Origin of the sequence: Flavobacterium sp. I3-2 (genome assembly GCF_013389595.1) — a bacterium.
GTDB lineage: Bacteria > Bacteroidota > Bacteroidia > Flavobacteriales > Flavobacteriaceae > Flavobacterium.
Window position 1 is genome coordinate 2,778,459 of record NZ_CP058306.1, and the last position, 25,735, is coordinate 2,804,193.

The window sequence follows — 25,735 nt, forward strand, 5'->3', positions numbered from 1 at the left end:
CTGATTTTTAAGATGGAACACATTTTCTCAATCGGAAATTGCCGTTCATGATTCTTAATGAATCTGTATTTCATCGATCGCTCTTGGAGAAAATGCTGATTGCTTTTTTTAATATATCGCGCTCTAACTCGGCATCTTTGAGTTTTTTTTCCAATTCGTGAATACGTTCTTGTTCGGGAGTAAGTTTTAAATTTCCGTTGCCAGGAAAACTACCCGTACCAAATTGCTGATATTCCTTTCGCCATTTATAAAGCAAAGAAACTTTTATACCAAGCTCTCGCGCTAGCTCTGATAAATTATTTCTATCATTACTTAATTCTACTGCTCTTATTTTAAAAGCGGTATCATAGATTTTTCGTCCTTGTTTCATGAGTCAAATTTAAGATTTTAGTCTTAACTTCTACTGAACGCTAAGTTAGTATATCCAAACCGTAATTTTATTCCAATTGGAGATTCTTCTATTATTACAACCAGAGCTGGTAAAGCTTTAAAAAATGGTAAACTATTAGGAGATTATATCCCCTTTTACTTTGGCTATCGTTTTCCGATGCTATACGTTATTCAATGGGGACATAATGGTGTAAAACAAACTTTAGCAGAAGATATAGTTTACTGTGTAACTACGGTTGAAGAAATAGTACATTCGAATATTCCTTTTATTTTCACAGACGGTCATGCCATAGACTCCTTCTCTACCCAATATACTAAAGATCGTATAAATGAAATTGAGCACTTATTAGACTGGGACGCTATACAAGATATCTATTGGCATGATGAAAACGATTTGGATAAAAAAAGAAGAAAAGAAGCAGAATTGCTATTAGAAAATGATTTACCAACTAATCATATTTTAGGTTATATTTGCTATAACGAAAAGGCAAAATCAAAATTAGTACATTTTGGTATTGAAGAAAAAAAGATTGTAGTTAGACCCAATTATTATTTTTCAGTATGATACATTTTATAGTAGGTAATTTATTAGAAAGTAATGCGCAGGCATTAGTAAATACCGTTAATACTGATGGTGTTATGGGTAAAGGAATTGCATTGCAGTTTAAAAACCAATTTCCTAACAATTTTAAAGCCTACGCAAAAGCTTGTAAAAACGGTACTATTGGCATTGGAAATTCTTTCGTTTATGAAGAAGAAACCTTACTTAATGGTTCTAAATTAATTATAAATTTTCCTACAAAAACTTCTTGGAGAAAGCCTTCTGAATACGAATATATTACTAATGGATTAGCAAACTTAATAGATATTATTAAAAAATATCAGATTCAATCGATAGCTATACCACCTTTAGGAGCTGGTAATGGAGGTTTAGATTGGAACCAAGTGAAGAATTTACTTATTGACTATTTACAAGATTTAGAGTGTGAAATTTACATTTACGAACCGAACACTGCGATAAAAGAGATACTTAAAAAAGAGCGTGTTGCTTTAACACCTGCAAGAGCGATGCTGTTGGCTATGCTTTACGATTTGGTAAAGAACGGTGAATTTATTTCAGAGTTTTCGGCAGAGAAAATTGCATATTTCTTACAAAAATTCGGAGCTAAAGATGAATTTAAACTGGAATTTAAAAAACATTTCTACGGACCATATTCTGGAAAAGTAAAACATGTGCTGTATTATTTAAATGGTAGTTATATTACCGGATACAGCTCTAAAGACAAAAAGCCATTTGATAACCTAGGGATTATCACAGAGGCAGAAGAAGAAATTACCGCTTATTTGAACTTACCTGAGCATAGCAAATACTTAGAAATTGTAAATAAAACCAAGTCCTTTCTACGTGGCTTTTATTCGAACTTTGGATTGGAACTATTATCTACTGTTGATTTTATAAAAGAAACAGAAAATATCCATGATAATCAGCTCATTAAACACACCATTGAAAATTGGAGTGATAGAAAACGTACCTTGTTTACTACAAAACCACAATTTATTGATATAGCTTTGAAGAACTTAAATTCTATTTAATTATCCTTCATAGAAAAACAAAACAAAAGACTGTAAATTTTTTAGGGAAATGGGGAATTAGGGAATTAGGGAATAGGGAATGTTTTTAAATAAATACGATATTGGAAATCATATTTAATAACATGTAATGAAGTTTAACAAGTAACATTAACTAACAACAAAAAAGCAAAGGTTTATTAGCCTTTGCTTTTTATATTATCTCTATTTTATCTTAAAAATCGTTGCGTACCCGATTTAAAATCTTGTTTAAAATGGGTGTCCATCCACTGTTTTGCAAAATCTAACTGCAACTTTCTCATAGAAAGGGCTACTTGCTCCATAATTTTATCGTAGGCCAACTCGCGCGTATAGGTATCGTTATTATTCAAGTATTTTGATTCATAATCAGGGTGCTCTTGAATTTTTTCAACAAAAGTTTGGAAAAACTGGCGTTTATCTTCATTTGTAGCGTCCCAATCGGCAAACCAACGGGTATTAAAATCGTTGATGATGTTTTCTAATAAATCGTTTTCATCATCGGAATGTGCCCCACGTGGATTACTATTAGCAGGATCGAGTTGAGACTCTTCCCTATCTAATACCAAGGTTTCGTTTAAGCGTACACGCTCAATACCGTAAGTAGATAAATCGACACTATTCAATAACTCATCTAATGCGTCAGCCTCGGCTTTTTTAACGATCATTTTAGGGATCAAGAATTTTAAAAACCAAAACAACTTTTCCCAATTCATATTTTCAAAAGAAATGATGGCTGCTAATTGCCCATACACTTTTACAAAATGCTTGGCTTTAATTTTTAGATCGGCTTTTTTGTCTTCGCTTAAATCTAGTAATTCGTTAAAACGATCTTCTGCATTTCCAATAATAGGGCTTAATTCATCAGCTGAAGCTCCTTTAAAAAACAAGGTATTGAACTCCTCTACTTCACTCCATTCATATATTGCAGAATCGTCTAAAGCATCTTTTAAATCATGTAACACATTTACATCAGTAGCGCTACTTAATGTGGTAGCCGTATAAAACGGATCAAAAGAAGCTTTTATATCAGCACTATCATTAAAGAAATCTAAAACAAACAAACTCTCTGTACGCTTACCTAATTTATCTGCTGATCGGTTTAAACGAGATAAGGCTTGCACACATAAAACACCTTGTAACTTTTTATCTACATACATGGTGGTTAGCTTTGGTTGATCGAAACCTGTTAGGTATTTATTAGCTACAACTAACAAACGATATTCATCTGTATTGAACTGATCTTTCGTTTCGGTTTCGGCAAAACCGTTCATTTTAGCCTCAGTTAATTCATTACCTTCCACGTTTTTTTCACCTGAAAAAGCAATGATGATTTTAAATGGATTGCCACGTTCTTTTAGTAACGCTTTAAGTTCATCATAGTATCGAATGGCAGATTCTATACTTTGCGTTACTACCATACCTTTGGCTTTGCCTTTTAAAAGTTTTTTGTTTACCACCTGTTCCATAAAATGGTCGAGCATAATTTCCGCTTTTGCTTTTATGGTACGTTTGTCACGTTCTACAAATGCTTTTAGCTTTTTTTGTGCTTTCTTGGTATTGAATTCAGGATTGTCTTCAATTGATTTTTGTAAATGGTAGTAGCTTTTATACGTAGTGTAATTGGCTAATACATCTAAAATAAACTTTTCTTCAATGGCTTGTTTCATGGTATATAAATGAAACGGCTTGAATGAACCATCGGCTTGTTGCGTACCAAAGCGTTCTAAGGTACTGTTTTTAGGTGTAGCCGTAAAAGCAAAATACGAGGCATTGCTACGCATTTTACGTGCTTGCATGGCATTTATGATTAGATCTTGCGCGTCTACCTCGCCTTCTTCATTCGCGACCAATTTACCTAATACTTGATTCATTTGGTCGGCAGCAGTACCGCCTTGGCTGCTGTGTGCTTCATCGATAATAATAGCAAAACGCTTGTCGCCCATTTCATCGATATCCTTTACGATGTGTGGGAATTTTTGTATGGTTGTAATAATGATACGTTTACCTGATTCTAACGAAAGTTTTAAATCTTTAGAAGAAAAGGCTGCACCAATAATGTTTTTAATATCAGAGAAACTTTTGATGTTGTCACGTAGTTGCTTGTCTAAAATTCTACGATCGGTTACTACAATCACCGAATCAAACATAGGGCGTTGGTTTTCATCTTCAATTTCAATTAATTGAAAGGCTGCCCACGTAATGGAATTCGACTTGCCAGAACCGGCAGAATGTTGAATTAAGTAGGTTTTACCAACACCGTTTTCCTTTACATCTGCCATTAAATTTTTAACCACTTCTAACTGATGGTATCGCGGAAAAATATAAAACTTTTTAGATAGAGGATCTTTTTCACTGCCCTCTAACAACATAAAATGTTGAATGATGCTTGCCCAAGAGGTTTTGGTAAAAATTTCTTCCCACAAATAGGCCGTTCTGTGCCCAATAGGGTTTATAGGATTGCCTTTACCGAAATTGTTTCCTTTGTTGAATGGTAAGAAAAACGTATTGGTACCGTCTAATTTAGTGGTCATATAAACCTCATCGGTATCTACAGCAAAGTGTACCAAACAACGACCGAACTGTAATAAGGGTTGACTGTTATCTCGTGACTTTTTATATTGCTCAATACCATGAACCGCTGCCGTTTGATGCGTCCAAGCGTTTTTCAATTCCATGGTAGCTAATGGAATACCATTTACAAAAAGCACCATATCAATTTCTTCGCCTGGATTCACCGTTGAATAACGCAATTGCCGTGTTACTGAAAACTGGTTTTTATTAAAGTTATCTTTAATAGATTCGGCACTACTTGCACTAGGTGCTTCATAAAATAACGTAAAATGGGCGTTATCTACTTCTAACCCTTTTTTAAGAAGTTTTAAAATACCATCTTTCTTTACTTTACGGTCAAAGCGTTCTAATATCTTTAATTTCCAATCGCTTGAAACTTTTAGTTTTTCAACTTCTTTTGGTTGTGTTTCTTCGAGAAAATCCCAAAAACGTGCTGTATCTAATGCGTACTTTTTATCAAAATTTGAAGGAGCACCTATGTAATAACCTGTTCCTTTTAAATATTGTTTTTGAAGCTCTTGTACACGATCAATGGATATACTTTCAGCTTTTAGTTCTTCTAAACAATAGCCCGTTAACGATTTTTCGATTAACGATTCTAAAGCTTGTTCGTTATATTGTGTTGCCATAAAAAATGGTTTTCATTATTATGTTCTTTTGGGTTAATTGCATTTAACAAACCTTAACTTTCCCCGTTACCACGTCGTTAATTAAGCTTTGTTTGTATTCTTTTAGTTTGGTAATTTGTTCTTGCTTTTGGGCAATGGCTTGGTCTATTTTTCCAGTCACTTCATCCAAATAAGCAACAATTTGTTCTTGTTCTTGGATTGGGGGAATTGGTAATTGAAAGTTTTTTAAAGCTACATTGCTTAATTCCATAAAAGTCGTTCCTGTACCTAATGAATTTAAAACTTTACTAGAAATATCTAGAACACTATAGATAAATTCATTATTTTGATTATTTATTTTAACTAAAGACTTACAACCTTGATTTGTACATAATTCCTTATTTGCAATTACAACTTTACCAATTGGAGCTCTCGTTGTCAAAATAATAGAACCTTTAGGGATTAACGATGTACCACAACTTTTATAACCACTTATTGAAATATTTCTTTCTGATTCACTAATATACTTTATATTGTTAACATCCTTAGGCGTTACCCAAGTAATATCTCCCCCCCAGTAACTTAGTATTGCTGAGCTTGGTGTGGCTCCATTTACAATTTGAAATAAATTCTTCAACCTCTTTACCTCCCAATGTGCTGGAATTTCACCAATCCAATCAACACCTGAATCTTTTGTAGGTGCATTGGCATCTAAACCTTTGGTTACGGCTTGATGGATTTTTGCTTGACGCAATTCTTTTAGCTTTTCTATTTGTTGCTCTTTGGTATGTACCAACGCATCAATTTTCGCTGTTTTATAGTCTAAGAATTTTGCAATAGCTTCTTGTTCGTGGATTGGGGGAACTACGAAACTAAATCTCTTAAAATCTAAAAAAGAAATGTTTTGTCTAAGTCCAGAACCTAAACCGTATATTACTTTATTTGTATCTGTCGTATGCAAATAATAATGTAAAAATTTTGGCTCTGTATTTATAGGCTGTAAGTTTATATATGCACTTGTAATTATACCATTAAATTTAGATAAACCAGTTCTTAAACTAACTTTATCATTTTGTAAATCAGTTGGTCTAAAGATTATATCACCTTTATAAACTAATTGGTATGTTTCAAAATTTTCGGGTACTAATCCTGTTAATTTCTCTACAGGTTTTTCTATAATTTTACCGTAAGAAAGAGAAAGTACATTATTAGAAATCATTCCTTTATTTTTTTCCTTTCTCTCTTTTAACACAGTAAAACCAGGCTTTACCTCCCAATGCTCAGGAATTGGCCCAATCCAGTCGATGCCACTGTCTTTATAGTGTTCGTATTTTTGCATTAGTTGTTTTTCTTTTTACGTTCAAGTGTTTTAGCTGTTTGGTCTATAAATTGTACAAAATCTTGCTCTGCACGAGTAAGTTCGTTTTTTATTTTTTCTTTATAAGTTTCATACGCCAGGCTTGCTTTTTGTAGCATTTGCTGTTGCGATATTGTACCTGCATGTTCTAAAACTTCGGTACCTGTCATACGTAAAAATCTTCTAAACGTGCCACCCAATCGTTCATGTACATGGGTTTGCGGTTTAAGGCTTGTAATTCGGCTACTTCTAAATACGCTGTAACTACTCTATTTAAAATATTTAATTCGTCTTCGGTTAAATAATTTTTAGCCGTTTTTATTTCTTCTTTAGTGGGCTTAGTTCCCTTAAAAGTTGTTAAGCCTAAATTTGGTTTATCTGCCGATATGCGATTAAAAATAACTTCGGCTGCTGTTTGTCCATGTGCTGCATAATGCATTTTATTTTGAACGGTTTTAAAAAACAATTGCGAGCTTTCTGCTTTGGGGTCGTAATCAATACTGGTTGCATAAATATCTAAGATTTTGCGCCAAAATACTTTTTCAGATGAACGAATGTCACGAATACGCGCCAACAACTCGTCAAAGTAATTACCACCACCTGCTTGTTTTAATAACTCATCGTTCATGGTAAAACCTTTTACGATGTATTCACGTAAACGTTGGGTTGCCCATTGGCGGAATTTAGTGCCTTGTAAACTTTTTACACGATAACCAACTGATATAATAACATCGAGGTTGTAAAACTTTACAGGCTTATCGGAATTTGCAATGTGCAAATTTTGCACATTGCTATTTTCTTCCAATTCTCCTTCCGAAAAAATGTTTGAAATATGCTTACTAATTACCGAGCGATCTTTTTGAAACAGCTCGGCCATTTGCGCTTGATTTAACCAAACGGTTTCATTAATTAAACGGGTTTCAATTTTAGTTGTACCGTCTTCCGTTTGATAAATTAAAAGATTACTGTCTTGTTCCATAACTAAAATTTTAAAATTTCAGCCAATAAACCATCTCCTTGTTCCTCTAAGGCTAATAAATCGGCAGTAATGGCTTCTATACTTCGCAAAGGTGTATGTTGGTAAAAGTATTTGTTGAACGAAATTTCGTACCCAATTTTTACCGAATCTAAATTGATCCAAGCTTCTTCTACGTGAGGAATTACTTCGCGTTTAAAATACGTTAAAATTTCTTCGTTTAGGGAGATTTGTTCGCTATCGCGTAAGTCTGATTCGGTTTCATAGGTAATAAATTCACCTGGTTTTTCTGTTGGATAATATCCAAAGAAAGGTAATTCATCTACCGTACATCCCAACTTGTTAAGTAATTGATCTAACTTATCTCCAGAAAGTTTTTCAACTTTTTTTATTACTTTTTCAGCTGTTGCATCGTAAGTAGAAATGGTGTTTAAAATAGCCTTCTTATCAGTTGCTGAAAGATTCAGTTTGTTTTTCTTAACCACATCATCTACTAAAGCAGAAAATGTATTGAAGTCTGTAAACGCTTCATTACCGATTAATTTCCAAAGTTGATGGGCGGCATCGTATAAGCTTTTGGGCTTTTCCCAAGTAGCTTTCTCCATTAATTTACTCAACTGTTTTTTGTTTAAACCCCAATCTTCTTTTTCGGCTCGTTTGTAAATAGACGTTTCCTCGGCAACTAAACCAGCGTACACTTCTTCACCATAGGTTTCGTAAAGCATTTTTTTAGGAGCAGCTAACGATTTATCGAAACGTAAATTAGCCAAAGCTTCTTCTGTAAATTGCGAACGCAAACGCTTAGGACGTTCGATGTTTACTTTGTAATAACCAAAGTCGCTGTTTTTAAAACGTTTTATTTTTAAATCAGAACCATCTTTCGTTTCCTCTAAATTATCCAAATAAGCTTGTGCAACTTCTTGGATTTGATTATTCGTTAATTCACAGTTTTTTGAACCTAAATTTTTACGCAGTTTTTGGTACAAATTATTAGCATCTAATAATTGCACATAGCCTTGACGGTCTTTAGGTTTGTTATTGTTTAACAACCAGATATACGTAGTAATACCCGTATTGTAAAACATATTGTTTGGTAATTGCACAATGGCGTCTAATAAATCGTTTTCAATAATATAACGACGGATATTAGATTCACCTGAGCCCGCATCGCCCGTAAATAACGATGAACCGTTGTGTACCGATGCAATTTTACTACCTATTTTATTAGCAGAAGCAGGTTTCATTTTATCCACCATTTCCATTAAAAACAACAACTGACCGTCAGAAGTTCTTGGTGTAGCATCAACGGTTTCCCAATTACCCCAATAATCTTTTAATTTAAATTGAAAACGAGTATCAATAACATCTTTTCCATCTTTGATGTATTTAACCTCGGTTGCCCATGATTTTCCGTACGGAGGATTCGATAACATGAAGTCGAATTTCATGTTCGAAAATTCATTGGTACTCAAGGTAGAACCTACTCGGATGTTTTCAGGATCTTTCCCTTTAATCATCATATCTGATTTACAGATGGCGTAGGTTTCATCATTAATTTCTTTACCATACAAATACACGTCACCTGTGTATTTCATGTCCGATTCTTCGACCAAGTAATTTTCGCTTTCTGTAAGCATTCCACCACTTCCACAAGCTGGATCGTAAATGGTAATAATACTTGGCAACCTATCTTTTAAAGGTTCGAAAACCAAAGTTGTCATAAGCTGAATTACTTCACGAGGTGTAAAGTGCTCTCCAGCCTCTTCGTTATTTTCTTCGTTAAATTTTCTGATTAATTCTTCAAAAACATACCCCATGCCAAGGTTGGATAATGCTGGGAGCTTTCTACCTTCGGGATCATTCTTTTCGAAAGGCGTTAAATTGATATATGGTGAAGTAAATTTTTCTAAAACATCAAGTAACACATCTTTACTAGCCATGTGTTGAATTTGAGCAGCTAATTTAAACTTCTCTATAATTTCCTTTACATTTGAAGAAAATCCGTTTAAATATTCTTCAAAATTAGCTACTAACTTTTGTTGTGAGTTTGTTGCCGTACCACGTAATTTTTCCATGGTCCAAGTAGATGTATTGTAAAACACATAACCAGCAGCAGATTCAAGTCCTTTAGCATCTAACTCAACCTGATTTAAATCTTCTCTTTGAAAGCGAACTTCTTCTAGTACTTCTGCTTTAGTTGGTTCTAAAAGTGCATCGATACGACGTAAAACTACAAAAGGTAAAATGATATCACGATACTTACCTCTTACGTAAACATCTCTTAAACAATCATCGGCAATAGACCAAATGAAACTAACTAATTTATTATGGGAACTATGAGTCATGTATTTTACTATGTATATAAGTAGGTAAATATATGAAATGTTAAAGGATTTCAAAAAAGGTATTTTGTGAATACACATAAATATTCAGTAATACCACTATTTATTAAAAAACTAGATTGAAACATTTACAAAATGGATGTTGTTATTTAATATAGTACTCCCTCTACATTCATGAATGTGTCCAAACAAATGATAGCAGGGCTGTACTTTTAGTACATATTTTAATAAATTTGAACAGTCCATATCACTATCCAGAATTCCTTTAGGTGGTGCATGCGTTAAAAGAAAATCTACTTTATTGGGAAGCTTTAATTTGGATTGTTTAACTAGTTCTATACGAGCAGGAACCGTAACAAAATTAATTTCTTCTAACGCAATGGCTCTATTATCAAGAAAAATGATGTTTTTAGGAAATGCTTGTAAAAAATCATTGGGCTGATACAGCCATTGCAATTCGTGATTACCGGCTATAAAAAGTTTATGTTTGGCAGGATAATGACTGAACCATTCTAAAAAATCATGCAATTGTGTATTGTTTCCAAAAGTACAAGCATCGCCCAAGAAAATTACAATATCTGCGGGTATGTAAGGTAGTTTTCTGTGTATACCGTGCGTATCGGAAAACGCAACAATAGATTTATTCTTGTAAAATAGTTCTGTCATTTCGTTTTTTAAAATTATTTAAAAGACTTTCAATATTTTGTTTACCCACTGGATTCTGGCTATGAATGGTAAATTCTGGCAACTCTTTCTTTTTATCTAAGCAATAATTAACCAACCACTTGGCGCAGTCAAAACCGCTTTCTTCTAAACCTAAATCATGATCGAACGAAATAAAATTGGGCAAACCGTTTTGAGTGATGTATGCAACAAAGTCTGTATACGACCGAAGTCCAACAAAGTCTGTAGGAATGGGACGCAAATCGTCTAGGTATAATTTTTTCATAATTTATAATGAGAAACAATCTTTAAAGTATGTTTTTAAACATTCAATTTCTAATCCCAAATTTATATATAATGTTTTATTTTTATTAGATAACTCTATAGTTCTAATTTGATTATAATATTTGATTGAAGCAATAATTTTTTCTTTTAATATTATATTTTCAGTTTCAACATTATACCGCATTAACAACTTACTATATTCTTTTTGTTGTTTATAGTTTTCTGCAGTTAGTATGGTTTCATTAAACATCTTTTCTACTTGACAAATTATTTCATCAATAGCTAATGTAATCGTTTTTTCTTCATCTCGAATAGTTGCTGCTTTATCATATTGCTGTGCAAGTATTGCTTTGTTTTTTTCATCATGCTTTAATTCTAATTCGAGTTCTTTTTTAAGTAGTTCTAATTTGAAATTCATATTTATTTTTTTTTCAAAAATAATCTCATACTTAGACAAAACATGTCCTTTAAAAAAACTCTCCCGAAATTAAATTTTCGGGAGAGTTTATATTATCTTTTACACTTTTCATTTAATTCTCGTAATAATTGGCTAAGTTCTGGATTTCTTCTTATTCTATTTACTTTTTCAGCAATTTGTTTAACAAACTCTTCTGTTCTATTTCCGGCATACCATGCTAATTTATCTCCAGTAAAATTACCATCGTAAGGAGAATCAAAATTGAAATTACCTTTTTCTGTAATTAACTCCCATCCGTCATTTACTCCGTCGATGCGCTCTATAAAACTTAAGATTGGAGAAAAATATTCTGTTTTTAATTCTGAATTTGTTCTATTTAAATCAAAAACATTATTATCCCCTAATAAACGAAATATTGCATCAACAGGATTAAAATAAACACATATTGAATTAATTCCAAATTCTTTTAAAAACCATTTATACTGATTATTGCTGAAAGAAACATCCCAACTTTCTACAACATCAAGCTCTCGAAATCTTCTATTCAAAGCAGCTTCTGTATTTCTTAAATAGAAATTCCTTATTTCTTCTTTTTTGTTTGAAAGCTCAATAAATGAACTCCACTTTTCAGGTGTATCAAATAAATTAATTGCTTCGTTTAAAAACTCTCTGTTCATTTTATTATATTTTTAATTCCAAAATTCTATATATTGCTTTATATATTCTTTTAATCTATAATTTTCTTTCCCTATTAGGTTTAAGCAATCTTCTAACCAACATTTTATCTCATTATTGAAATTCCACCGTTCTATCTTTAAAGGAACAACGGCTGCTAAATTATCAGGAAAATTAATTGGTTTAAATAAAGTGTTTTCTGAAGGTAGTTTTGCATCATTAGCTACCAAATAAATAATCTTGTATTTATCGTTATTAGCACATTCTTCTTTATTCTTACAATAAATTGTTCTATGCCAATATCTGTAAATTTGATTTTCTTGATCTATCGCATCATTTGATTTATTCTCAATAATGATTACTGAATGTGGATGGTTACGTTCTATTAAAATATCAATTCTTTGCTTTTCAACAGTTACATTCCACTTCCCTTCATCGTAATCATTGTATCCTAAGTTTTCAATAAACTTTTTTAAAAATAAATCACCTTGTCCGTGATTTGCATTTTTGTCAAGAAAAAATCCTAATAATCGGCTATGTAAGGTTTCATCAATTCTAAAAAAATCTAAAACATTGAATCTTATCGACTTTTCTTTTGAAAGAGCATTTTCCTTTTCTAATATTTTTTCAAAATCAATGAGTATATTTTCAAATCCCATTAACCTTGACTTTGTTTGAATAACATTTAATTTAGAATAATCAATGTGATGTAATTTAATCTTTTTATAAGATATATCTTCTATTAATTTTTTTAAAACTAAATTCTTCTTAATCAAAGTATTTTTATAAACTTCTTCCGTTTGAGTTAACAAATCAGATAATAAATCTGTATTTTCATTCATAATCATGAATATTTAATTAATAAATATACTAAACTTAAAAAACCTGTAAAGCAATATGTGCACATGCTTCGGCATCTGCCAAGGCGTGATGGTGATTTTCAAGCTCAAAACCTAAATATGCTGCAACGGTATTAAGTTTATGATTTGGTAAATTTGGAAACATACTTTTAGATTTACGATAGGTACAAAAAAATGGATTTTTATGAATAGGCAAATCATACACAGACAAAACCGCTTTCAGGCAACCTTCATCAAACATACTATTATGTGCCACTAACGGCATTTTTTTTATTCGTTTTGAAAGATCTTCCCATATTTCCGAAAAATTTTCAGAATATACAGTATCATCATAAACCAAACCGTGTACATTGGTATTCCAATGACTATAAAAATTAGGGATGGGTTTTATTAATTCATAATATTTATCTATTACGATGCCGTTTTCTACAAATACTAATCCGATACTACAAACGCTACTTCGGTGTTGATTGGCAGTTTCAAAATCTAAGGCTATAAAGGTTTTCATTGTATCGTATATGTAATAATTTTATTTAAAAAAAAATCGATTTTCTTCAATATATAAAAATGATATTTTGAAGGATAAGGAATTGTTACGTCAATTGTTACTATTTCTAACAATTCTGTTTTATCTGAATCATTTAAAAATTTATCAAAACAAGTTGATAGATTTTTTATCCATTCACCATCTTTTGATTGATATTTAGCAATATTGGTTGAAATACCCCAAGAATCATCAAAATTTTGTTTAGCTGAAGAATCCAAAGTTTGGACAACTAATATGAACATATTACTATCTCTGTCAATAAACTCTTTCTGAATTCGTTTCCCATAATTCACAAAACATTTATCATGATTGCTAAAATGATGTTTAAATTCAATTTTATATGGAACAGATAAATGAGCTCTATTTACAATTGATAAATCTACTCTTGTATTATTTACACGAGGGTGCTCAGCAAAAGCTCTTAAATTTTCGTTAGTACATAAATCATTAAACTGTTCAAGAATAGCATTTCTAATTAATCCTTCTTGTTTCAGATTTGAGTAGTTACTGTTTATTTTAGTTAACTGATTTTTAAATACTTCTGAATTTATTATATCATAAATCGTATTTGAAATTTGCATCTTATTATTTAATAGAATTCATGAAGTTTAATATCATTTGGCTAATTGAATCAATTAATTCAGAACTAACGGAGGTACTTAATTGTCTGGTATGAATAAGAATTCGTTTCTTATCATTGCTATAATGCAAATTGTACCAAGAATTTCCTACGTTTATGGTTTCTTCCGTCCATTTAACATTAAATATTTTTTCTATGTCAAAATTATGTTGAGAAGGATAATGCCCAGATGCAATAATAGTTATTGGAAAACTTCTGAAAAATTCTTTTTTAAATAATTCTTTTCTTTCCTCAATTAAACTTTTTCTTAAATCATTTAATCGTTGGAAATTAAAACTTTTTTTAGATGGCAGATCATTTAGCTCTGAAATAAAAAATTCTTTTTGAAAATTTATAGTTTTTTCTTTTACTCCATATAAAAAAACATTTTGATAAATCTTCTGATAATTAACGTAGGTATTACTTGTTCCTCCATTTCCTACTCCATTAACAATTCGATTGTTTTTATTTTTCTGATTCCAGTAAATTGTAAATGGATTTGAATTGATTATCGTTGAATCTAAGTCATCATTCCAATGAGGTGAAAAACTTTCAGTTATGTTATTTCTCCATGAAGATAGATTTTTGTGAATATCATTTTCACGAACTTCTAATATCTCTTTATAAAAATTGTCCGAGTTCAATTCTGATTTATGATCATAATAATGTTCTTTGCCTATAACTAATATTTTACCATTCGGATTTCCCGATCCTAAATACAGATTCTTAGCTTCAGCAAATTCTAAAGCATTTTTAAATTCTTTTTTGTAATTCATAAGTTTGATTTTCTGGTTTATATTTAAAGCTACAATTATAACTCTATTAAATTATAAATTAGTTTTTTTTAATTAAAATTCACTTCGTTTTCATCGATTCCATTTAAGTTCATAAGAGACAGAATAGAGCCTTCAAGATCTGAACATATTTGAACCAAACGCTTTAATTGAGGATGTTGACTATCTTCAAAATGTTTCAATTCAAATGTATAGGCATCACCTATATCAAATGTATCTTTTATGTGTTTAAAATCGGTTTCCATTGCGAAAACTACGATTTGATCAAATACAATATTTCGACTCAAGATAAGATTGTTGATGATTTCTATTGTTATTGATTTATACATTTTTTGAACCTAAGAAAAACAATAACTCTAAAGCTCTATAATCACTAATTGGATAACCTATCTTTGTTTTAAGTACGGCAATAACATCATTTAAAGATTCTGATGCTTTCAAATTACTTAAATAAGACAAATATTCACGATAAACATGTACTTTTTCTAATTTGTATTTGTGAGCAGCTTTATTATTATTCAAAAATTTAAAAACACGACTTGGATATACTAACTTAGCGTTCAGTAGAAGTTAAGACTAAAATCTTAAATTTGACTCATGAAACAAGGACGAAAAATCTATGATACCGCTTTTAAAATAAGAGCAGTAGAATTAAGTAATGATAGAAATAATTTATCAGAGCTAGCGCGAGAGCTTGGTATAAAAGTTTCTTTGCTTTATAAATGGCGAAAGGAATATCAGCAATTTGGTACGGGTAGTTTTCCTGGCAACGGAAATTTAAAACTTACTCCCGAACAAGAACGTATTCACGAATTGGAAAAAAAACTCAAAGATGCCGAGTTAGAGCGCGATATATTAAAAAAAGCAATCAGCATTTTCTCCAAGAGCGATCGATGAAATACAGATTCATTAAGAATCATGAACGGCAATTTCCGATTGAGAAAATGTGTTCCATCTTAAAAATCAGTTCTAGAGGTTATTATAAATGGAAAAAGAGATCCATTTCAAAGAAAGCATTGAAAAAGAATAAACTAAAGCAAAAAATCAAAACACTTTATTTTGAATTCAAACAACGCTATGGAAGTCCAAGAATTACAGCAGAATTACAGGCTTTAGGATATCGAATATCTCGTGTAACCGTTGCCAAATATATGAAAGAGCTTGGCTTGAAAAGTAAATTAAGCAAGAAATTCAAAGTTACAACCAACTCGAAACACAATTACTTGATTGCAGAAAATGTACTTGATAGAGATTTTAAAGCCACTCGAATTAGTCAAAAATGGGTGTCCGATATCACTTATATCCAAACAAAAGATGGGTTTCTGTATCTAACAACCATTATTGATTTGTACGATAGAAAATTAATTGGCTGGAGTTTAAGTAATACGATGAGTGCCGATGATACATCACTAGCTGCCTTTCGAATGGCAATAAAAAACAGACCAATTGAAAAAGGATTGATTTTTCATTCTGATCAAGGGGTACAATATGCTACAAAGAAATTCACCAATATTTTAGCATCTTATGGAGTAATCAGAAGTATGTCTCGCAAGGGAAATTGTTGGGACAATGCAGTAGCCGAGAGCTTTTTTAAATCTCTAAAAACAGAATTAATTTATAGAAATAAGCTGATTTTCAAAAAACAAATGGAAAGCGAAATATTTCAATACATTGAAATTTGGTACAACAGAAAAAGAAGGCATAGCTCATTGAATTACAAAACAATTGAAGAATTTAATAATCAAAACAAAATTTATAAAAATGTAGCTTAACTTATACTGTACTTTTTGTTTGCATATCCAACTATCCCATATTGCATATTGTTCCGGATTTATAAAATGTAACAATTTACTTGCACCTACTAATGAATTGTTACTGAATTCTTTCAAAAGAAGTAAGTCGTCATCAGAAATCTCAACACCTTGCTTTACGTTATTTAAAATACTTGTTACTCTGTCTAATTTAGACAAATTCAAATTCTTAAGTATAGTCGGCATCCAAGAATAGGTAAAACCTACACCAATTACCACGTCGCTTTCAGTAAGAATATCTTTTTCCTTAAAGAAGTTGGTGTAGTATTTGTACATTTCTACATAAATATCCTTTGTAGAATCGTATGTATTTACAACATTTTGAAGTAATGCGTTTAAGTGAATTATATGGTTCATTTTTTATTTATTTTAAATTCGATTCAAAAATAACTTACAAGTAAGACAAAATATGTCTTTTAAAAATAAATACTGTAAAACTCGCTAACTTTTTCTTTCACTTGATTACGTAACGTTTGTGGTTGTATAACTTCGCAAATAGCACCGTATTTCATAATTTCCATAACTAATTCATTTGTGGGGTGTACAAATAATTCAACTTGAATAAAACCATCATTCAAATTAATAATAGTTTGAGATGTATGCAAAGGCAAAGATTCTAAATACGCTTGTTGTGATTTTTGAAACTTTAAAATCACCTTTTCAGGATCGTTGTAACATTCAATTCCAAAAGCATGCTTATAAAATTGATCGATATCGATAGAAGGAGATGCTGCGGATTGGTACGTAAGTTTGAAATTAGAGATACGATCTAGTCCAAAATTTCGGAATTCTTTTTTATCAAGATCCCAAGCGATTAAATAGTAACGATTATGTGTTTCTTTAATTGCTTTAGGTACACATTTTCGATTTGAACTTGCGCTCCAATAACTATTCAAAGTAAATTCTAAAACGAACTGATTTTCAATAGCATACAAAATATCATTAAAATACATGATTCCATTCGACTTTCTGTTTTCTAAATAAATGTATTTTGAAACGTTTCGTGATCTATTAAGTACAGAAACCATGTCTAAAGATTCTATTAACCGATCAGTTAATAAATCGTCATCGTCATTAGTAATTTCATAAACATTTTCTCTACGATTATGCTTTATTTTTATTCCCCAAATCTCTTCAATATCTTCTCGGTCACGTTTAAAAGTTCTTTCACTAATTTGCAGATCAAATCCAGTCAAATTAGTTTCTTCAATTAAATAATCTAATATCTGTTTGAGTGAAAAACTACTTTTCCTTAGTAATTTTATAATAGTTAAATGTCGTTTTATTGTATCTTTTATGGCCATAATAAAGAAGGAGATTACTATATATTTTTATATACTCTATTGATAACATTAGCTTAATTAATTCATATTAAAAAAATTACTGCGATTTAAAACTAAATAGAAGTCTGCTTTTTTAAAGTGTAATTTCACGTTTTAATTATTTTAGTGATTTCTTTATTAAGATTAGTTTAAATTTAATATCTATTTTAAAACGTTTATGCAGTGTAATATTGGTTTTAAATTGCTTTATTTTTTTATAAGTACTTTTAACCTATTGAAAAACTGGAATTCTAAAGCAGAAGAAGCTTCTTTAGCATCATTTTATATCATTGCATTCAAGAAGAATACATTAATTATATGTAATGATTTAGCATTAGAATTTTTAGAAATGGAGTTGAGTAAATATAACAGATGTTACTCACTTCTAAAAAAATGCAAAAAAATCAATGCGGATGCGTTCTGGATAATAATTAAAAAAACGTTGCCAAAACGATACTACTAACAAATTCACTTCTTGTTTGGTAAAATATGTTTGTGCAAAACCACGAATTTCATGTTCTTGAGCTACCGATTTATTAAGAATTAAACTTGATACGATATGGTTAGCTAAACTATAAAATACTGCCTTTTTATCTAATGCTGTAAGTTTTGTAATATAAGGTTTTAAAATAGTAAAAGATATGGGGATAACCTGTACTGCTTCAATCATTTTGTTGTAATTACCTTCATAATCTAAAATTTGTAAGTACAATGTAATATAGCTTTCGTCTTCATCGAATTTATGTTGCAAACGAACTAAGGTGTTTGTTTTAAACTTTGTAAGATAAGAAGGGTCATCTAAATGATTCACTACAAATTTGTATCGTTCTAAAGTAGGTTCAAACGAAAACAAATCGTGCTTTATAGCTGCCAATTCATTTAATGAATTTGGATCGTTTTCTAAAAGTTCTTCAATGATTTTTAAATATGGTAGGTTATACTCTACTTTTGTATTGTAACTAATTAATTCATAGCAATACACTAACGTTTCGGAAACATTTATTTTTTTCAATCCGTTTAACAATAAAAGATTGAATGTATTTTGGTACGGATACGGTGTAAAATATGCTTGGCATTCTTCTAATTTATTGTTCTCGATTAGTATTTCGAGAAGTTGTTGATTGATTTCTATTTGAAAACAAAAATCTTCATCGATAAATTCTTGCAAACGTTGCGCAATTTGTGCTGCTATGTATGCTTTTTGTACTTTGGTTCCGTTTTCATTTAAGCTTGAAATTGTTTCTATTAAAAGGGAATGCACTTTACCAAAATTCATTACAAAAAGTTGATGAAGTAAGGAGTCGACTGCATTTTGCCATAGAGTAATATCTTGTGTGTTGTTTAATAGCAACGAATATTGATTGATTAACTGCTTTACATATTTTTGTAAACGCGTACCTGGAACCGTGTAGGTATAAAATTTATCCTCTAGAGTTTCTATTATTTTTTCTAACAAAAGAAACGCTTTAGTATGGGTACTAATTGTTTGAAGGTATTGAAAAACGGGTGTTAATGATTGTTCAAGATATTGAATGATTTTTTTAAGTTCGTTTAATTCTATCTTTTTTCGTTTTGCGATCACCGAAGTAAAAGCAGTTGTGATTAAAGGAGGTATGTCTGTTAATTCATAAGACGTATTTTGTTTTGAGAAAGCTAATAAAAATTGAATTTCTACCTCTTTATTCACAGTAAAAAACGGATGCAACCACGCTTTTAGTTCTTGTAAATCTAATTCTTGTAAAAGTTCTTGGGCTTCTGTTAGTTTTGGTGTTTTTTTAGTTGCACGCTTTTTTGTAGTAACGTTTGTTTGATTGCTAAGATGCATTAAAACAGCCAACTGATGGATACAAAGAGGGTCTTTTAAAGAACAATCACAGCGATGTTCCTGTAATTCATTATTTTTAATGGTTACTGCTACATCAAAACTAGCGTGCTCATCATCAACAAAACCTATAAACCTACCTTTAGGATCTTCGTCTAGTTCACGTACTTTTAATAACAATGCTTTATTTTTCTTTGTTATTGCTACCTTCTCTAAAACTGCTGCAATCGTCATAAATACCCTTATTCTTAAATTTAACCTTTAACAAATTTAAAATAAAAAACATCAAAAACTTATTTCTGAAAAATTTTCAACACAAAAGAATAGCATTTTCATTAATTATAGAATTTCTAGTTCATTTTGAATAGGATTCAATGCGAGTTTAAGACCTCAAAAACCGTGATACTGCATCATAAGTTAACTTTCAACTACGATTTATAAACTTTCTAGAGAACATGATTCAATTGCAATTCGAAATGCACGGTAAGTTTGTGAACTGTGTGGATTGATATAAAAAGAGATGGAATTTGTCAATAGCCCAAAAATAACATTTAGGTACTTTGGGAATAATACTTTTTCTTTGACCATAAACTTGCCTTTACTAAAAGTATCAGTACTGGCACTTCTATTAAAGGTCCAATAACTCCTACAAATGCTTGTGGTGAATGAATACCAAATATGGCTATAGAAACTGCAATAGCTAGTTCAAAATTGTTACCTGTTGCTGTAAATGCAATGGATGCATTTTTATCATATGGAACTTTCATTGCTTTATTGATAAAGAAACTGATGAAGAACATCATTACAAAATAAATAACTAATGGAATCGCTACTTTAATAACGTCTAAAGGTAGTTCAAGAATTTTATCCCCTTTTAAACTGAACATTACCACAATAGTAAACAATAATGCATAAAGTGTTATGGGGGATATTTTGGGTACGAATACACGATTGTACCACTGTATACCTTTCTCTCTAATTAAAGTGTATCGGGTGATAAATCCTGCTAAAAAAGGAATTCCTAAATAGATTAATACACTTTGTGTAACTTCCGTCATCGATACTGAAACATTAAAATTTGCTAAACCTAATTTGGTTGGTAATATGTTGATGAATAACCAAACTAAAAAGCTATAACTTGATACTTGAAAAATACTATTTAGTGCGACTAACATTGCTGTGTATTCTCTATTAGCCTTTGCTAAATCGCTCCAAACTATAACCATAGCAATACATCGGGCTAATCCAATGAGAATTAATCCGGACATATAATCAGGCTGATCGTGAAGAAATAACACAGCTAAGCCAAACATTAAAACTGTACCTATAACCCAATTTAATAGTAAGGATATACCGATTACCTTTTTATTTTTGAATGCTTGTGGTAATAAAGTATAGTCTACTTTGGTTAATGGCGGAAACATCATAATAATTAAACCTATAGCTAAAGGTATATTTGTAGTTCCCACACTCATACGTTCTACTACTATTGGCGTATTTGGAAATATATATCCAATTAAAACACCGAATATCATTGCGATAAATATCCACAAGGTCAAGTATCTATCTAATAATTTTAATTTAGGCTGCATTAATTAACTTGTATTTGAGAAAAAATGTACATCATTTCGGTTGCTATTTCGATACTTCGTTGCTGGTAAACTTCACTCTGTTCTATTGTACTGTCAGAAATTTTAGGATCGTCGTATGTAATTGGAATTCGTTTTTCTGCACCTGCAATAAAAGGGCACCCACCGTCTGCTTGTGAGCAAGTCATTATTGCCGCAAATTCTGAGCTAGGGTTATAAGGATGATCATATTTTTTAGAAAATCCGATAATCGGTAAACTATTTTCATCATATTTTATTGCGTAAATAGGATTACCGCCTTCAGCAATTTTGAGGATTTGGAAGCCTTGATGACTTAAAGTTTCTATTACTTTTGGAAACAAGGCTGTAATTTCTGTACCACCTGAATAACAATTGACATCTTGAACATTATAATAGTATGCTGCAAATTGTGCCCATATTTGTGCTAGATGACTTCTGCGTGAATTGTGCGTGCAAATGAAATTGAGATTTACAGCTTGCTTACGATTGACTTTCTCTTGAATATAAACAACCAAAGGTTGTAAAATAGCTTTTCTGTCATCAGAAATCTCTTGACTCAGAACATTATTCTGAATAGTGTATAATAATTGGTTTTGCATTGGTTTAAAATTGAATAAGTAAGTAGCCTAGTATGGAACCAAATAATACAATGAAAGCACTATTGATTTTTTTGAATTGAAAAACTATTACGGCACTGATCAATGCAATTGCAATGTTTCTCAAATCGGTAATGGTTTCTTTACCCATAATAATACAAACAGATAAAATAATCGCTACAGATGCTACATTCACACCATTTAAAAAAGCCGCAAATGATTGGTTACTTCTTATAAACTTCATTAAAGGATGTATTAAAGCAACCAAAATAAATGAGGGTAGAAAAATGGCTAAAGTAGATACAATAGCACCCGAAAGTCCGTTGATTTGATATCCAATAAAAGTTACAGATGAAAAAACAGGTCCCGGTGTAAATTGTCCAACTGCAATTGCGTCCATCAGTTGTATTCGCGTGAGTAAGCCTTTATCTACCAACTCGGTATCTAAGAAAGCAAATAAAACGTAGCCACTTCCGAAAAGAATTGAACCAATTTTTAGAAAAGTCCAAAATAAGGATTGGTTTATCGTAGACAGAAACGATCCATGCAATACAGGAAATAGAGCTAAAGGAACAAAACTTTTCATGGAACGAGATTGGCGAAAATTTTTTACTAAAAGCATAAAAAAGCCAGCGCCTACCAATAAAAAAATTTCATTGATACCTAAAAGCGATAAAACGACTACAGCAATTGCTAAAACACCTAGGTAAACATTCTTTATCGCTTTTAAAAACAGTGGATAAATGGCACCAATAATGATTGCAATAATGGCTGGTTTGATTCCATATAAAAAAGGTGAAACTTCTGGAATTTGTCCGTACTTCTGATAAAAATAGGCGAAAATTCCGGTAATCAATACTGCTGGAAATATGAAACATAGTCCGGCAACTAATAGACCTTTCCATCCGCCTTTGTCGTAACCGATATGAATAGCTAGTTCAGTGCTATTAGGTCCAGGAATGAGGTTGGTAGCACCTAATAAATCTAAAAATTGCTGATCACTCATCCATTGCCGTTTCGCGACCACTTCTCTTTGCATCATAGCAATATGAGCCGCAGGACCACCAAAGCCAATCACTCCAAGCTTGAAAAACAACCTTGCAATTTCCTTAATTTGTATTTTTTGATCCATATTGATTTTTATAGACAAAAATATAATATTAGCAACATCCAGAATTAGGTGTACAGCAAGACACTTTTTCTTGTTTTATTATAAATTTATTTTCTGTTGCTACTGGAATACCACAAGCATCTTCAGCTAAACAAGCTGTTTTTTTATTTTTTAAAATGAAATGTTTTCCATTAAATTCAAGATCATATTTACCGATTGTAGTCGATTGATATTCTACTTCTATTTCAGCATCTTCAATTCCTAATTTGTTTTCGGATAAACGAATGATGTTTAATAATTTTCCAGGTTTTAAACGATGCTCATAATCGTCTGCATTCCATAATTGGAAATTAACAACTTTTTCATCTCTAACAACACCACCGCAATCAATAAATTTCTTAGTTATTTGCCCTATCTCTGTAACGTGAAAATGTTCTGGAACGAAAGTACCATCCTCTAATTGAAAAACAACATCATCTAATGTTGGTAAAATTTCTTTGATTTCTGAAAGTTTCATATACTTTTTAATTATCATTTATTAATCGTAATATTACGATGATTTATTTAAAAAAATGCTTTAACAGCATTTCTCTATTTTTACGTTTTGATTAAAAAAACTTGAAAACTCATTCTGAATCGATACCCAAACCTTTAGATCAATACAATAACAAACCGATTTCCCTTCAATTGCACCTTTAAGAATTCCTATTTTCTTCAGTTCTTTTAAATGTTGCGAAATAGTAGCTTGTGCCAAACCTAATACATCTACCAAATCTGTACATATACAAGCATTTTGTTTGATGATGTGCTGAATTATAGCAATACGAGCTGGATGCCCCAATACTTTAAATAATGTAGCTAAATTATTTTGCTCTATTGTAAATATTTCTGACTTAGTAGTACCCATGAATTATTATTATCATTGCAATATTACGATTATTATTTCAAATTGAAAATTTTCATTAATTATTTTAGATATCAGATTAACCTCTTTTTTTTAATACAAAAAAAACTTATAAATCAATTATTAGCTTAGGCGCATTAAATTGAGTGAACTGTAACAAATGTTACTGAATAGTAGTAAATAATGTTTGAAATTCGCAAAATAAAAATTAAAACTATGGATTGGATATTTGGAACATGGCCTTGGTATGTAGGAGGTCCTATTATTGCATTTATAATGCTTGCTTTGATTTATTTAGGTAAAAGTTTTGGCTTTTCTTCAAATTTCAGAACTATCTGTTCCGCAATGGGTGCAGGTAAAACATGCTCGTTTTTCGATTTTAATTGGAGAGCTCAAAAGTGGAATCTACTTTTTTTAGTTGGTGCTGTGCTTGGAGGCTATTTAGCTGCAAATGTATTGTCAAACAATCAAATTCCTGAAATATCTGCATATACAACTGAGTATTTGCAAAACCTTGGATTTAATAGTGTTGGAAAAAGTTATGGTCCTACAGAAATATTTGAAACTTTGAATGCAAATTCATTAGCTGTTTTAATCATTGGAGGATTACTTATTGGATTTGGAAGTAGATATGCTGGCGGATGTACTTCAGGACATGCTATTTCAGGTTTAAGTGATTTACAGTTACCTTCATTAATTGCTGTTATCGGTTTCTTTATCGGAGGATTAATCATGGTTCATTTATTATTACCAATAATTTTTTAAAAATGAGAAGTATTTTATATATTGTGTTAGGAGTGATTTTTGGAATCACTATGTATAAGGCAGAAACAGCCTCATGGTTTAGAATAGTAGAAATGTTTCAATTTCAATCTTTTCATATGTTTGGATTTATTGGTTCAGCATTAGTTATTGGATTGATTGGAATACAATTTATTAAGAGAAAGAGTGCCAAAGACCTTGATGGTAATCCAATTGTTATTAAACCGAAAGATAAGTCAATTAGTCGCTATTTATTCGGTGGTATTTCTTTTGGTTTAGGATGGGCTTTAATTGGTGCTTGTCCTGGTCCTATCTTTGTACTTTTAGGTGCAGGAACTTATTCTATAATTATTGTAATTTTAGCAGCATTAACAGGTACATGGTTGTACGGAATATTAAAAGATTATCTACCTCATTAATAAAATAAATATGATAAATAAAAGTTTATTAGAAAGTTATTTTAGTTCGCTTTTTGAAGAAGAATTAATAGATGAAATGGTTCAAATTGGGCAAATTCGTTCCTTTGAGGAAAATGAAATCTTAATAGATTTAAATCAAACTATCTCACATATGCCCTTGCTTTTGCATGGTGCGATACGAATTATGCGTGATGATGATAATGATGGAGAGCTTTTATTGTACTATTTAGAAAAAGGTGATACTTGTGCCATGACTATGACCTGTTGTTTGGGGACAAAAACAAGTAACATCCGTGCAACGGCAGAAACCGATGGTGAAATGTTGATGATTCCGGTTCAAAAAATGGATGAATGGTTAGCCAAATATGCAACTTGGCGCGCTTTTGTTTTTAATAGTTATCAAGATCGTTTAGACGAAATGATGCGTTCTATAGATAATTTAGCTTTTAATGATTCAAAAGGTCGATTAAAAAATTATTTAATAGAAGTTGCTAGTGTTAATAAAACACGAACAGTAAATAAAACACATGCAGAAATTGCTTATGAAATGAATACCTCTCGTGTGGTAATTTCTCGATTGATAAAAGCATTAGAAAATGAAGGTTTTATTAAGCAACAACGTAACAGCATTACGATTTTATAAAAGATGTTTCAGTAGAAAC

At 31.1% G+C, this 25,735-nt stretch carries 30 protein-coding genes; 6 read left to right on the top strand and 24 right to left on the bottom strand.

Features of this window, described 5'->3' with window-relative positions; all coding sequences use genetic code 11:
• Positions 1-70: 70 nt before the first annotated feature.
• Positions 71-370 (bottom strand): transposase, encoded by a 300-nt coding sequence (locus HW119_RS13255; protein WP_177765156.1) that lies wholly within the window; start codon positions 368-370, stop codon positions 71-73.
• Positions 371-439: 69 nt separating this feature from the next.
• Here HW119_RS13255 and HW119_RS13260 point away from each other — a divergent pair, with 69 nt between their 5' ends.
• Both HW119_RS13260 and HW119_RS13265 read left to right on the top strand, forming a co-directional pair.
• Positions 440-955, top strand: coding sequence for a DUF4433 domain-containing protein (locus tag HW119_RS13260; RefSeq protein WP_317171536.1), 516 nt, complete (start codon positions 440-442; stop codon positions 953-955).
• The gene (locus HW119_RS13265; RefSeq protein WP_177765158.1) at positions 952-1,983 is read left to right on the top strand and encodes a macro domain-containing protein; all 1,032 of its coding nucleotides are present in this window, start codon (positions 952-954) and stop codon (positions 1,981-1,983) included. The genes HW119_RS13260 and HW119_RS13265 overlap by 4 nt, the downstream gene beginning before the upstream one ends.
• A 206-nt stretch (positions 1,984-2,189) precedes the next feature.
• On the opposite strand, the gene HW119_RS13270 is transcribed toward HW119_RS13265, so the two are convergent.
• From HW119_RS13270 to HW119_RS13335, 15 genes are all read right to left on the bottom strand, one after another.
• Positions 2,190-5,201 carry a type I restriction endonuclease subunit R gene (locus HW119_RS13270; RefSeq protein ID WP_177765160.1) on the bottom strand — a complete coding sequence of 1,004 codons (3,012 nt, stop codon included), beginning with the start codon at positions 5,199-5,201 and terminating at the stop codon, positions 2,190-2,192.
• A gap of 43 nt (positions 5,202-5,244) precedes the next feature.
• The gene (locus tag HW119_RS13275; RefSeq protein ID WP_177765162.1) at positions 5,245-6,519 is read right to left on the bottom strand and encodes a restriction endonuclease subunit S; all 1,275 of its coding nucleotides are present in this window, start codon (positions 6,517-6,519) and stop codon (positions 5,245-5,247) included.
• Positions 6,519-6,707 (bottom strand): hypothetical protein, encoded by a 189-nt coding sequence (locus tag HW119_RS16770; protein ID WP_255497902.1) that lies wholly within the window; start codon positions 6,705-6,707, stop codon positions 6,519-6,521. Before HW119_RS16770 ends, HW119_RS13275 begins: the two co-directional genes overlap by 1 nt.
• Positions 6,704-7,516, bottom strand: coding sequence for a RhuM family protein (gene rhuM, locus HW119_RS13280; RefSeq protein WP_255497903.1), 813 nt, complete (start codon positions 7,514-7,516; stop codon positions 6,704-6,706). The genes HW119_RS16770 and rhuM overlap by 4 nt, the downstream gene beginning before the upstream one ends.
• A gap of 2 nt (positions 7,517-7,518) precedes the next feature.
• A complete protein-coding gene (locus tag HW119_RS13285; protein WP_177765165.1) occupies positions 7,519-9,858 on the bottom strand; it encodes a class I SAM-dependent DNA methyltransferase in 2,340 nt (779 codons plus the stop codon).
• Between the two features lie 111 nt (positions 9,859-9,969).
• Entirely contained in the window at positions 9,970-10,521 is a 552-nt protein-coding gene (locus HW119_RS13290) for a metallophosphoesterase (RefSeq protein WP_177765167.1), read from the bottom strand.
• Positions 10,496-10,804, bottom strand: coding sequence for a cyclic-phosphate processing receiver domain-containing protein (locus HW119_RS13295; RefSeq protein WP_177765169.1), 309 nt, complete (start codon positions 10,802-10,804; stop codon positions 10,496-10,498). The genes HW119_RS13290 and HW119_RS13295 overlap by 26 nt, the downstream gene beginning before the upstream one ends.
• Before the next feature lie 3 nt (positions 10,805-10,807).
• Positions 10,808-11,221: a hypothetical protein gene (locus HW119_RS13300; RefSeq protein WP_177765171.1), complete on the bottom strand. Its 414-nt coding sequence runs from the start codon at positions 11,219-11,221 to the stop codon at positions 10,808-10,810.
• 92 nt (positions 11,222-11,313) lie between these two features.
• Complete coding sequence (locus HW119_RS13305; protein WP_177765173.1) at positions 11,314-11,898, bottom strand: hypothetical protein; 585 nt, start codon at positions 11,896-11,898, stop codon at positions 11,314-11,316.
• A 12-nt stretch (positions 11,899-11,910) separates the two neighbouring features.
• Positions 11,911-12,738, bottom strand: a complete 828-nt coding sequence (locus HW119_RS13310) for a PD-(D/E)XK nuclease family protein (protein ID WP_177765175.1) — start codon at positions 12,736-12,738, stop codon at positions 11,911-11,913.
• Between the two features lie 34 nt (positions 12,739-12,772).
• The gene (locus tag HW119_RS13315; protein ID WP_177765177.1) at positions 12,773-13,264 is read right to left on the bottom strand and encodes a 3'-5' exonuclease; all 492 of its coding nucleotides are present in this window, start codon (positions 13,262-13,264) and stop codon (positions 12,773-12,775) included.
• Positions 13,261-13,884, bottom strand: coding sequence for a hypothetical protein (locus HW119_RS13320; protein WP_177765179.1), 624 nt, complete (start codon positions 13,882-13,884; stop codon positions 13,261-13,263). Before HW119_RS13320 ends, HW119_RS13315 begins: the two co-directional genes overlap by 4 nt.
• A 4-nt stretch (positions 13,885-13,888) precedes the next feature.
• On the bottom strand, positions 13,889-14,698 hold the full coding sequence (locus HW119_RS13325) for a hypothetical protein (protein WP_177765181.1): 810 nt from the start codon (positions 14,696-14,698) through the stop codon (positions 13,889-13,891).
• 68 nt (positions 14,699-14,766) lie between these two features.
• Positions 14,767-15,003: a hypothetical protein gene (locus HW119_RS13330; RefSeq protein ID WP_177765183.1), complete on the bottom strand. Its 237-nt coding sequence runs from the start codon at positions 15,001-15,003 to the stop codon at positions 14,767-14,769.
• A gap of 34 nt (positions 15,004-15,037) precedes the next feature.
• Complete coding sequence (locus HW119_RS13335) at positions 15,038-15,238, bottom strand: hypothetical protein (RefSeq protein ID WP_177765185.1); 201 nt, start codon at positions 15,236-15,238, stop codon at positions 15,038-15,040.
• Positions 15,239-15,313: 75 nt separating this feature from the next.
• Between HW119_RS13335 and HW119_RS13340 the strand changes: the two genes are divergently transcribed.
• Positions 15,314-16,488, top strand: a protein-coding gene (locus tag HW119_RS13340) for an IS3 family transposase (RefSeq protein WP_255497901.1) whose coding sequence is annotated in 2 segments (ribosomal slippage) — positions 15,314-15,581 and positions 15,581-16,488 — 1,176 coding nt in all. Because the reading frame shifts where the segments join, the coding sequence is not laid out codon by codon here.
• Here the strand turns inward: HW119_RS13340 and HW119_RS13345 are convergent.
• The 8 genes from HW119_RS13345 to HW119_RS13380 all read right to left on the bottom strand — a co-directional run bounded on the left by HW119_RS13345 (position 16,423) and on the right by HW119_RS13380 (position 23,895).
• Positions 16,423-16,884: a hypothetical protein gene (locus tag HW119_RS13345; protein WP_177765187.1), complete on the bottom strand. Its 462-nt coding sequence runs from the start codon at positions 16,882-16,884 to the stop codon at positions 16,423-16,425. The two genes, HW119_RS13340 and HW119_RS13345, sit on opposite strands and share 66 nt — an antisense overlap.
• Before the next feature lie 59 nt (positions 16,885-16,943).
• Entirely contained in the window at positions 16,944-17,831 is an 888-nt protein-coding gene (locus HW119_RS13350) for a helix-turn-helix transcriptional regulator (protein WP_177765189.1), read from the bottom strand.
• 403 nt (positions 17,832-18,234) lie between these two features.
• Positions 18,235-19,905: a hypothetical protein gene (locus HW119_RS13355; protein ID WP_177765191.1), complete on the bottom strand. Its 1,671-nt coding sequence runs from the start codon at positions 19,903-19,905 to the stop codon at positions 18,235-18,237.
• A gap of 317 nt (positions 19,906-20,222) precedes the next feature.
• Complete coding sequence (gene arsB, locus HW119_RS13360; protein ID WP_177765193.1) at positions 20,223-21,263, bottom strand: ACR3 family arsenite efflux transporter; 1,041 nt, start codon at positions 21,261-21,263, stop codon at positions 20,223-20,225.
• Positions 21,263-21,880 carry a low molecular weight phosphatase family protein gene (locus tag HW119_RS13365; protein ID WP_177765195.1) on the bottom strand — a complete coding sequence of 206 codons (618 nt, stop codon included), beginning with the start codon at positions 21,878-21,880 and terminating at the stop codon, positions 21,263-21,265. The genes arsB and HW119_RS13365 overlap by 1 nt, the downstream gene beginning before the upstream one ends.
• A 4-nt stretch (positions 21,881-21,884) precedes the next feature.
• Entirely contained in the window at positions 21,885-23,009 is a 1,125-nt protein-coding gene (chrA, locus tag HW119_RS13370) for a chromate efflux transporter (protein ID WP_177765197.1), read from the bottom strand.
• Between the two features lie 28 nt (positions 23,010-23,037).
• Positions 23,038-23,505: a DUF6428 family protein gene (locus HW119_RS13375; protein WP_177765199.1), complete on the bottom strand. Its 468-nt coding sequence runs from the start codon at positions 23,503-23,505 to the stop codon at positions 23,038-23,040.
• A 60-nt stretch (positions 23,506-23,565) separates the two neighbouring features.
• On the bottom strand, positions 23,566-23,895 hold the full coding sequence (locus tag HW119_RS13380; RefSeq protein WP_177765201.1) for an ArsR/SmtB family transcription factor: 330 nt from the start codon (positions 23,893-23,895) through the stop codon (positions 23,566-23,568).
• 213 nt (positions 23,896-24,108) lie between these two features.
• On the opposite strand from HW119_RS13380, the gene HW119_RS13385 reads away from it, so the two are divergent.
• Genes HW119_RS13385 through HW119_RS13395 form a run of 3 tightly spaced genes read left to right on the top strand, consistent with a single transcriptional unit; the run spans position 24,109 to position 25,716 of the window.
• Complete coding sequence (locus HW119_RS13385) at positions 24,109-24,657, top strand: YeeE/YedE family protein (RefSeq protein WP_177765203.1); 549 nt, start codon at positions 24,109-24,111, stop codon at positions 24,655-24,657.
• 2 nt (positions 24,658-24,659) lie between these two features.
• Entirely contained in the window at positions 24,660-25,073 is a 414-nt protein-coding gene (locus tag HW119_RS13390) for a DUF6691 family protein (RefSeq protein ID WP_177765205.1), read from the top strand.
• 10 nt (positions 25,074-25,083) lie between these two features.
• Entirely contained in the window at positions 25,084-25,716 is a 633-nt protein-coding gene (locus tag HW119_RS13395) for a Crp/Fnr family transcriptional regulator (protein WP_177765207.1), read from the top strand.
• The last annotated feature ends 19 nt before the right edge of the window (positions 25,717-25,735 follow it).

What these genes read in the sequence shown, in the direction of transcription:
- HW119_RS13355 (WP_177765191.1), bottom strand. Translation starts at nt 19,905, where the DNA reads ATGACGATTGCAGCAGTTTTAGAGAAGGTAGCAATAACAAAGAAAAAT.
- HW119_RS13290 (WP_177765167.1), bottom strand. Translation starts at nt 10,521, where the DNA reads ATGACAGAACTATTTTACAAGAATAAATCTATTGTTGCGTTTTCCGAT.
- HW119_RS13395 (WP_177765207.1), top strand. Translation starts at nt 25,084, where the DNA reads ATGATAAATAAAAGTTTATTAGAAAGTTATTTTAGTTCGCTTTTTGAA.
- HW119_RS13305 (WP_177765173.1), bottom strand. Translation starts at nt 11,898, where the DNA reads ATGAACAGAGAGTTTTTAAACGAAGCAATTAATTTATTTGATACACCT.
- HW119_RS13275 (WP_177765162.1), bottom strand. Translation starts at nt 6,519, where the DNA reads ATGCAAAAATACGAACACTATAAAGACAGTGGCATCGACTGGATTGGG.
- HW119_RS13380 (WP_177765201.1), bottom strand. Translation starts at nt 23,895, where the DNA reads ATGGGTACTACTAAGTCAGAAATATTTACAATAGAGCAAAATAATTTA.
- HW119_RS13300 (WP_177765171.1), bottom strand. Translation starts at nt 11,221, where the DNA reads ATGAATTTCAAATTAGAACTACTTAAAAAAGAACTCGAATTAGAATTA.
- arsB (WP_177765193.1), bottom strand. Translation starts at nt 21,263, where the DNA reads ATGCAGCCTAAATTAAAATTATTAGATAGATACTTGACCTTGTGGATA.
- HW119_RS13255 (WP_177765156.1), bottom strand. Translation starts at nt 370, where the DNA reads ATGAAACAAGGACGAAAAATCTATGATACCGCTTTTAAAATAAGAGCA.
- HW119_RS13390 (WP_177765205.1), top strand. Translation starts at nt 24,660, where the DNA reads ATGAGAAGTATTTTATATATTGTGTTAGGAGTGATTTTTGGAATCACT.
- HW119_RS13375 (WP_177765199.1), bottom strand. Translation starts at nt 23,505, where the DNA reads ATGAAACTTTCAGAAATCAAAGAAATTTTACCAACATTAGATGATGTT.
- HW119_RS13385 (WP_177765203.1), top strand. Translation starts at nt 24,109, where the DNA reads ATGGATTGGATATTTGGAACATGGCCTTGGTATGTAGGAGGTCCTATT.
- chrA (WP_177765197.1), bottom strand. Translation starts at nt 23,009, where the DNA reads ATGGATCAAAAAATACAAATTAAGGAAATTGCAAGGTTGTTTTTCAAG.
- HW119_RS16770 (WP_255497902.1), bottom strand. Translation starts at nt 6,707, where the DNA reads ATGACAGGTACCGAAGTTTTAGAACATGCAGGTACAATATCGCAACAG.
- HW119_RS13345 (WP_177765187.1), bottom strand. Translation starts at nt 16,884, where the DNA reads ATGAACCATATAATTCACTTAAACGCATTACTTCAAAATGTTGTAAAT.
- HW119_RS13285 (WP_177765165.1), bottom strand. Translation starts at nt 9,858, where the DNA reads ATGACTCATAGTTCCCATAATAAATTAGTTAGTTTCATTTGGTCTATT.
- HW119_RS13270 (WP_177765160.1), bottom strand. Translation starts at nt 5,201, where the DNA reads ATGGCAACACAATATAACGAACAAGCTTTAGAATCGTTAATCGAAAAA.
- HW119_RS13325 (WP_177765181.1), bottom strand. Translation starts at nt 14,698, where the DNA reads ATGAATTACAAAAAAGAATTTAAAAATGCTTTAGAATTTGCTGAAGCT.
- HW119_RS13320 (WP_177765179.1), bottom strand. Translation starts at nt 13,884, where the DNA reads ATGCAAATTTCAAATACGATTTATGATATAATAAATTCAGAAGTATTT.
- HW119_RS13350 (WP_177765189.1), bottom strand. Translation starts at nt 17,831, where the DNA reads ATGGCCATAAAAGATACAATAAAACGACATTTAACTATTATAAAATTA.
- HW119_RS13295 (WP_177765169.1), bottom strand. Translation starts at nt 10,804, where the DNA reads ATGAAAAAATTATACCTAGACGATTTGCGTCCCATTCCTACAGACTTT.
- HW119_RS13310 (WP_177765175.1), bottom strand. Translation starts at nt 12,738, where the DNA reads ATGAATGAAAATACAGATTTATTATCTGATTTGTTAACTCAAACGGAA.
- HW119_RS13315 (WP_177765177.1), bottom strand. Translation starts at nt 13,264, where the DNA reads ATGAAAACCTTTATAGCCTTAGATTTTGAAACTGCCAATCAACACCGA.
- rhuM (WP_255497903.1), bottom strand. Translation starts at nt 7,516, where the DNA reads ATGGAACAAGACAGTAATCTTTTAATTTATCAAACGGAAGACGGTACA.
- HW119_RS13265 (WP_177765158.1), top strand. Translation starts at nt 952, where the DNA reads ATGATACATTTTATAGTAGGTAATTTATTAGAAAGTAATGCGCAGGCA.
- HW119_RS13365 (WP_177765195.1), bottom strand. Translation starts at nt 21,880, where the DNA reads ATGCAAAACCAATTATTATACACTATTCAGAATAATGTTCTGAGTCAA.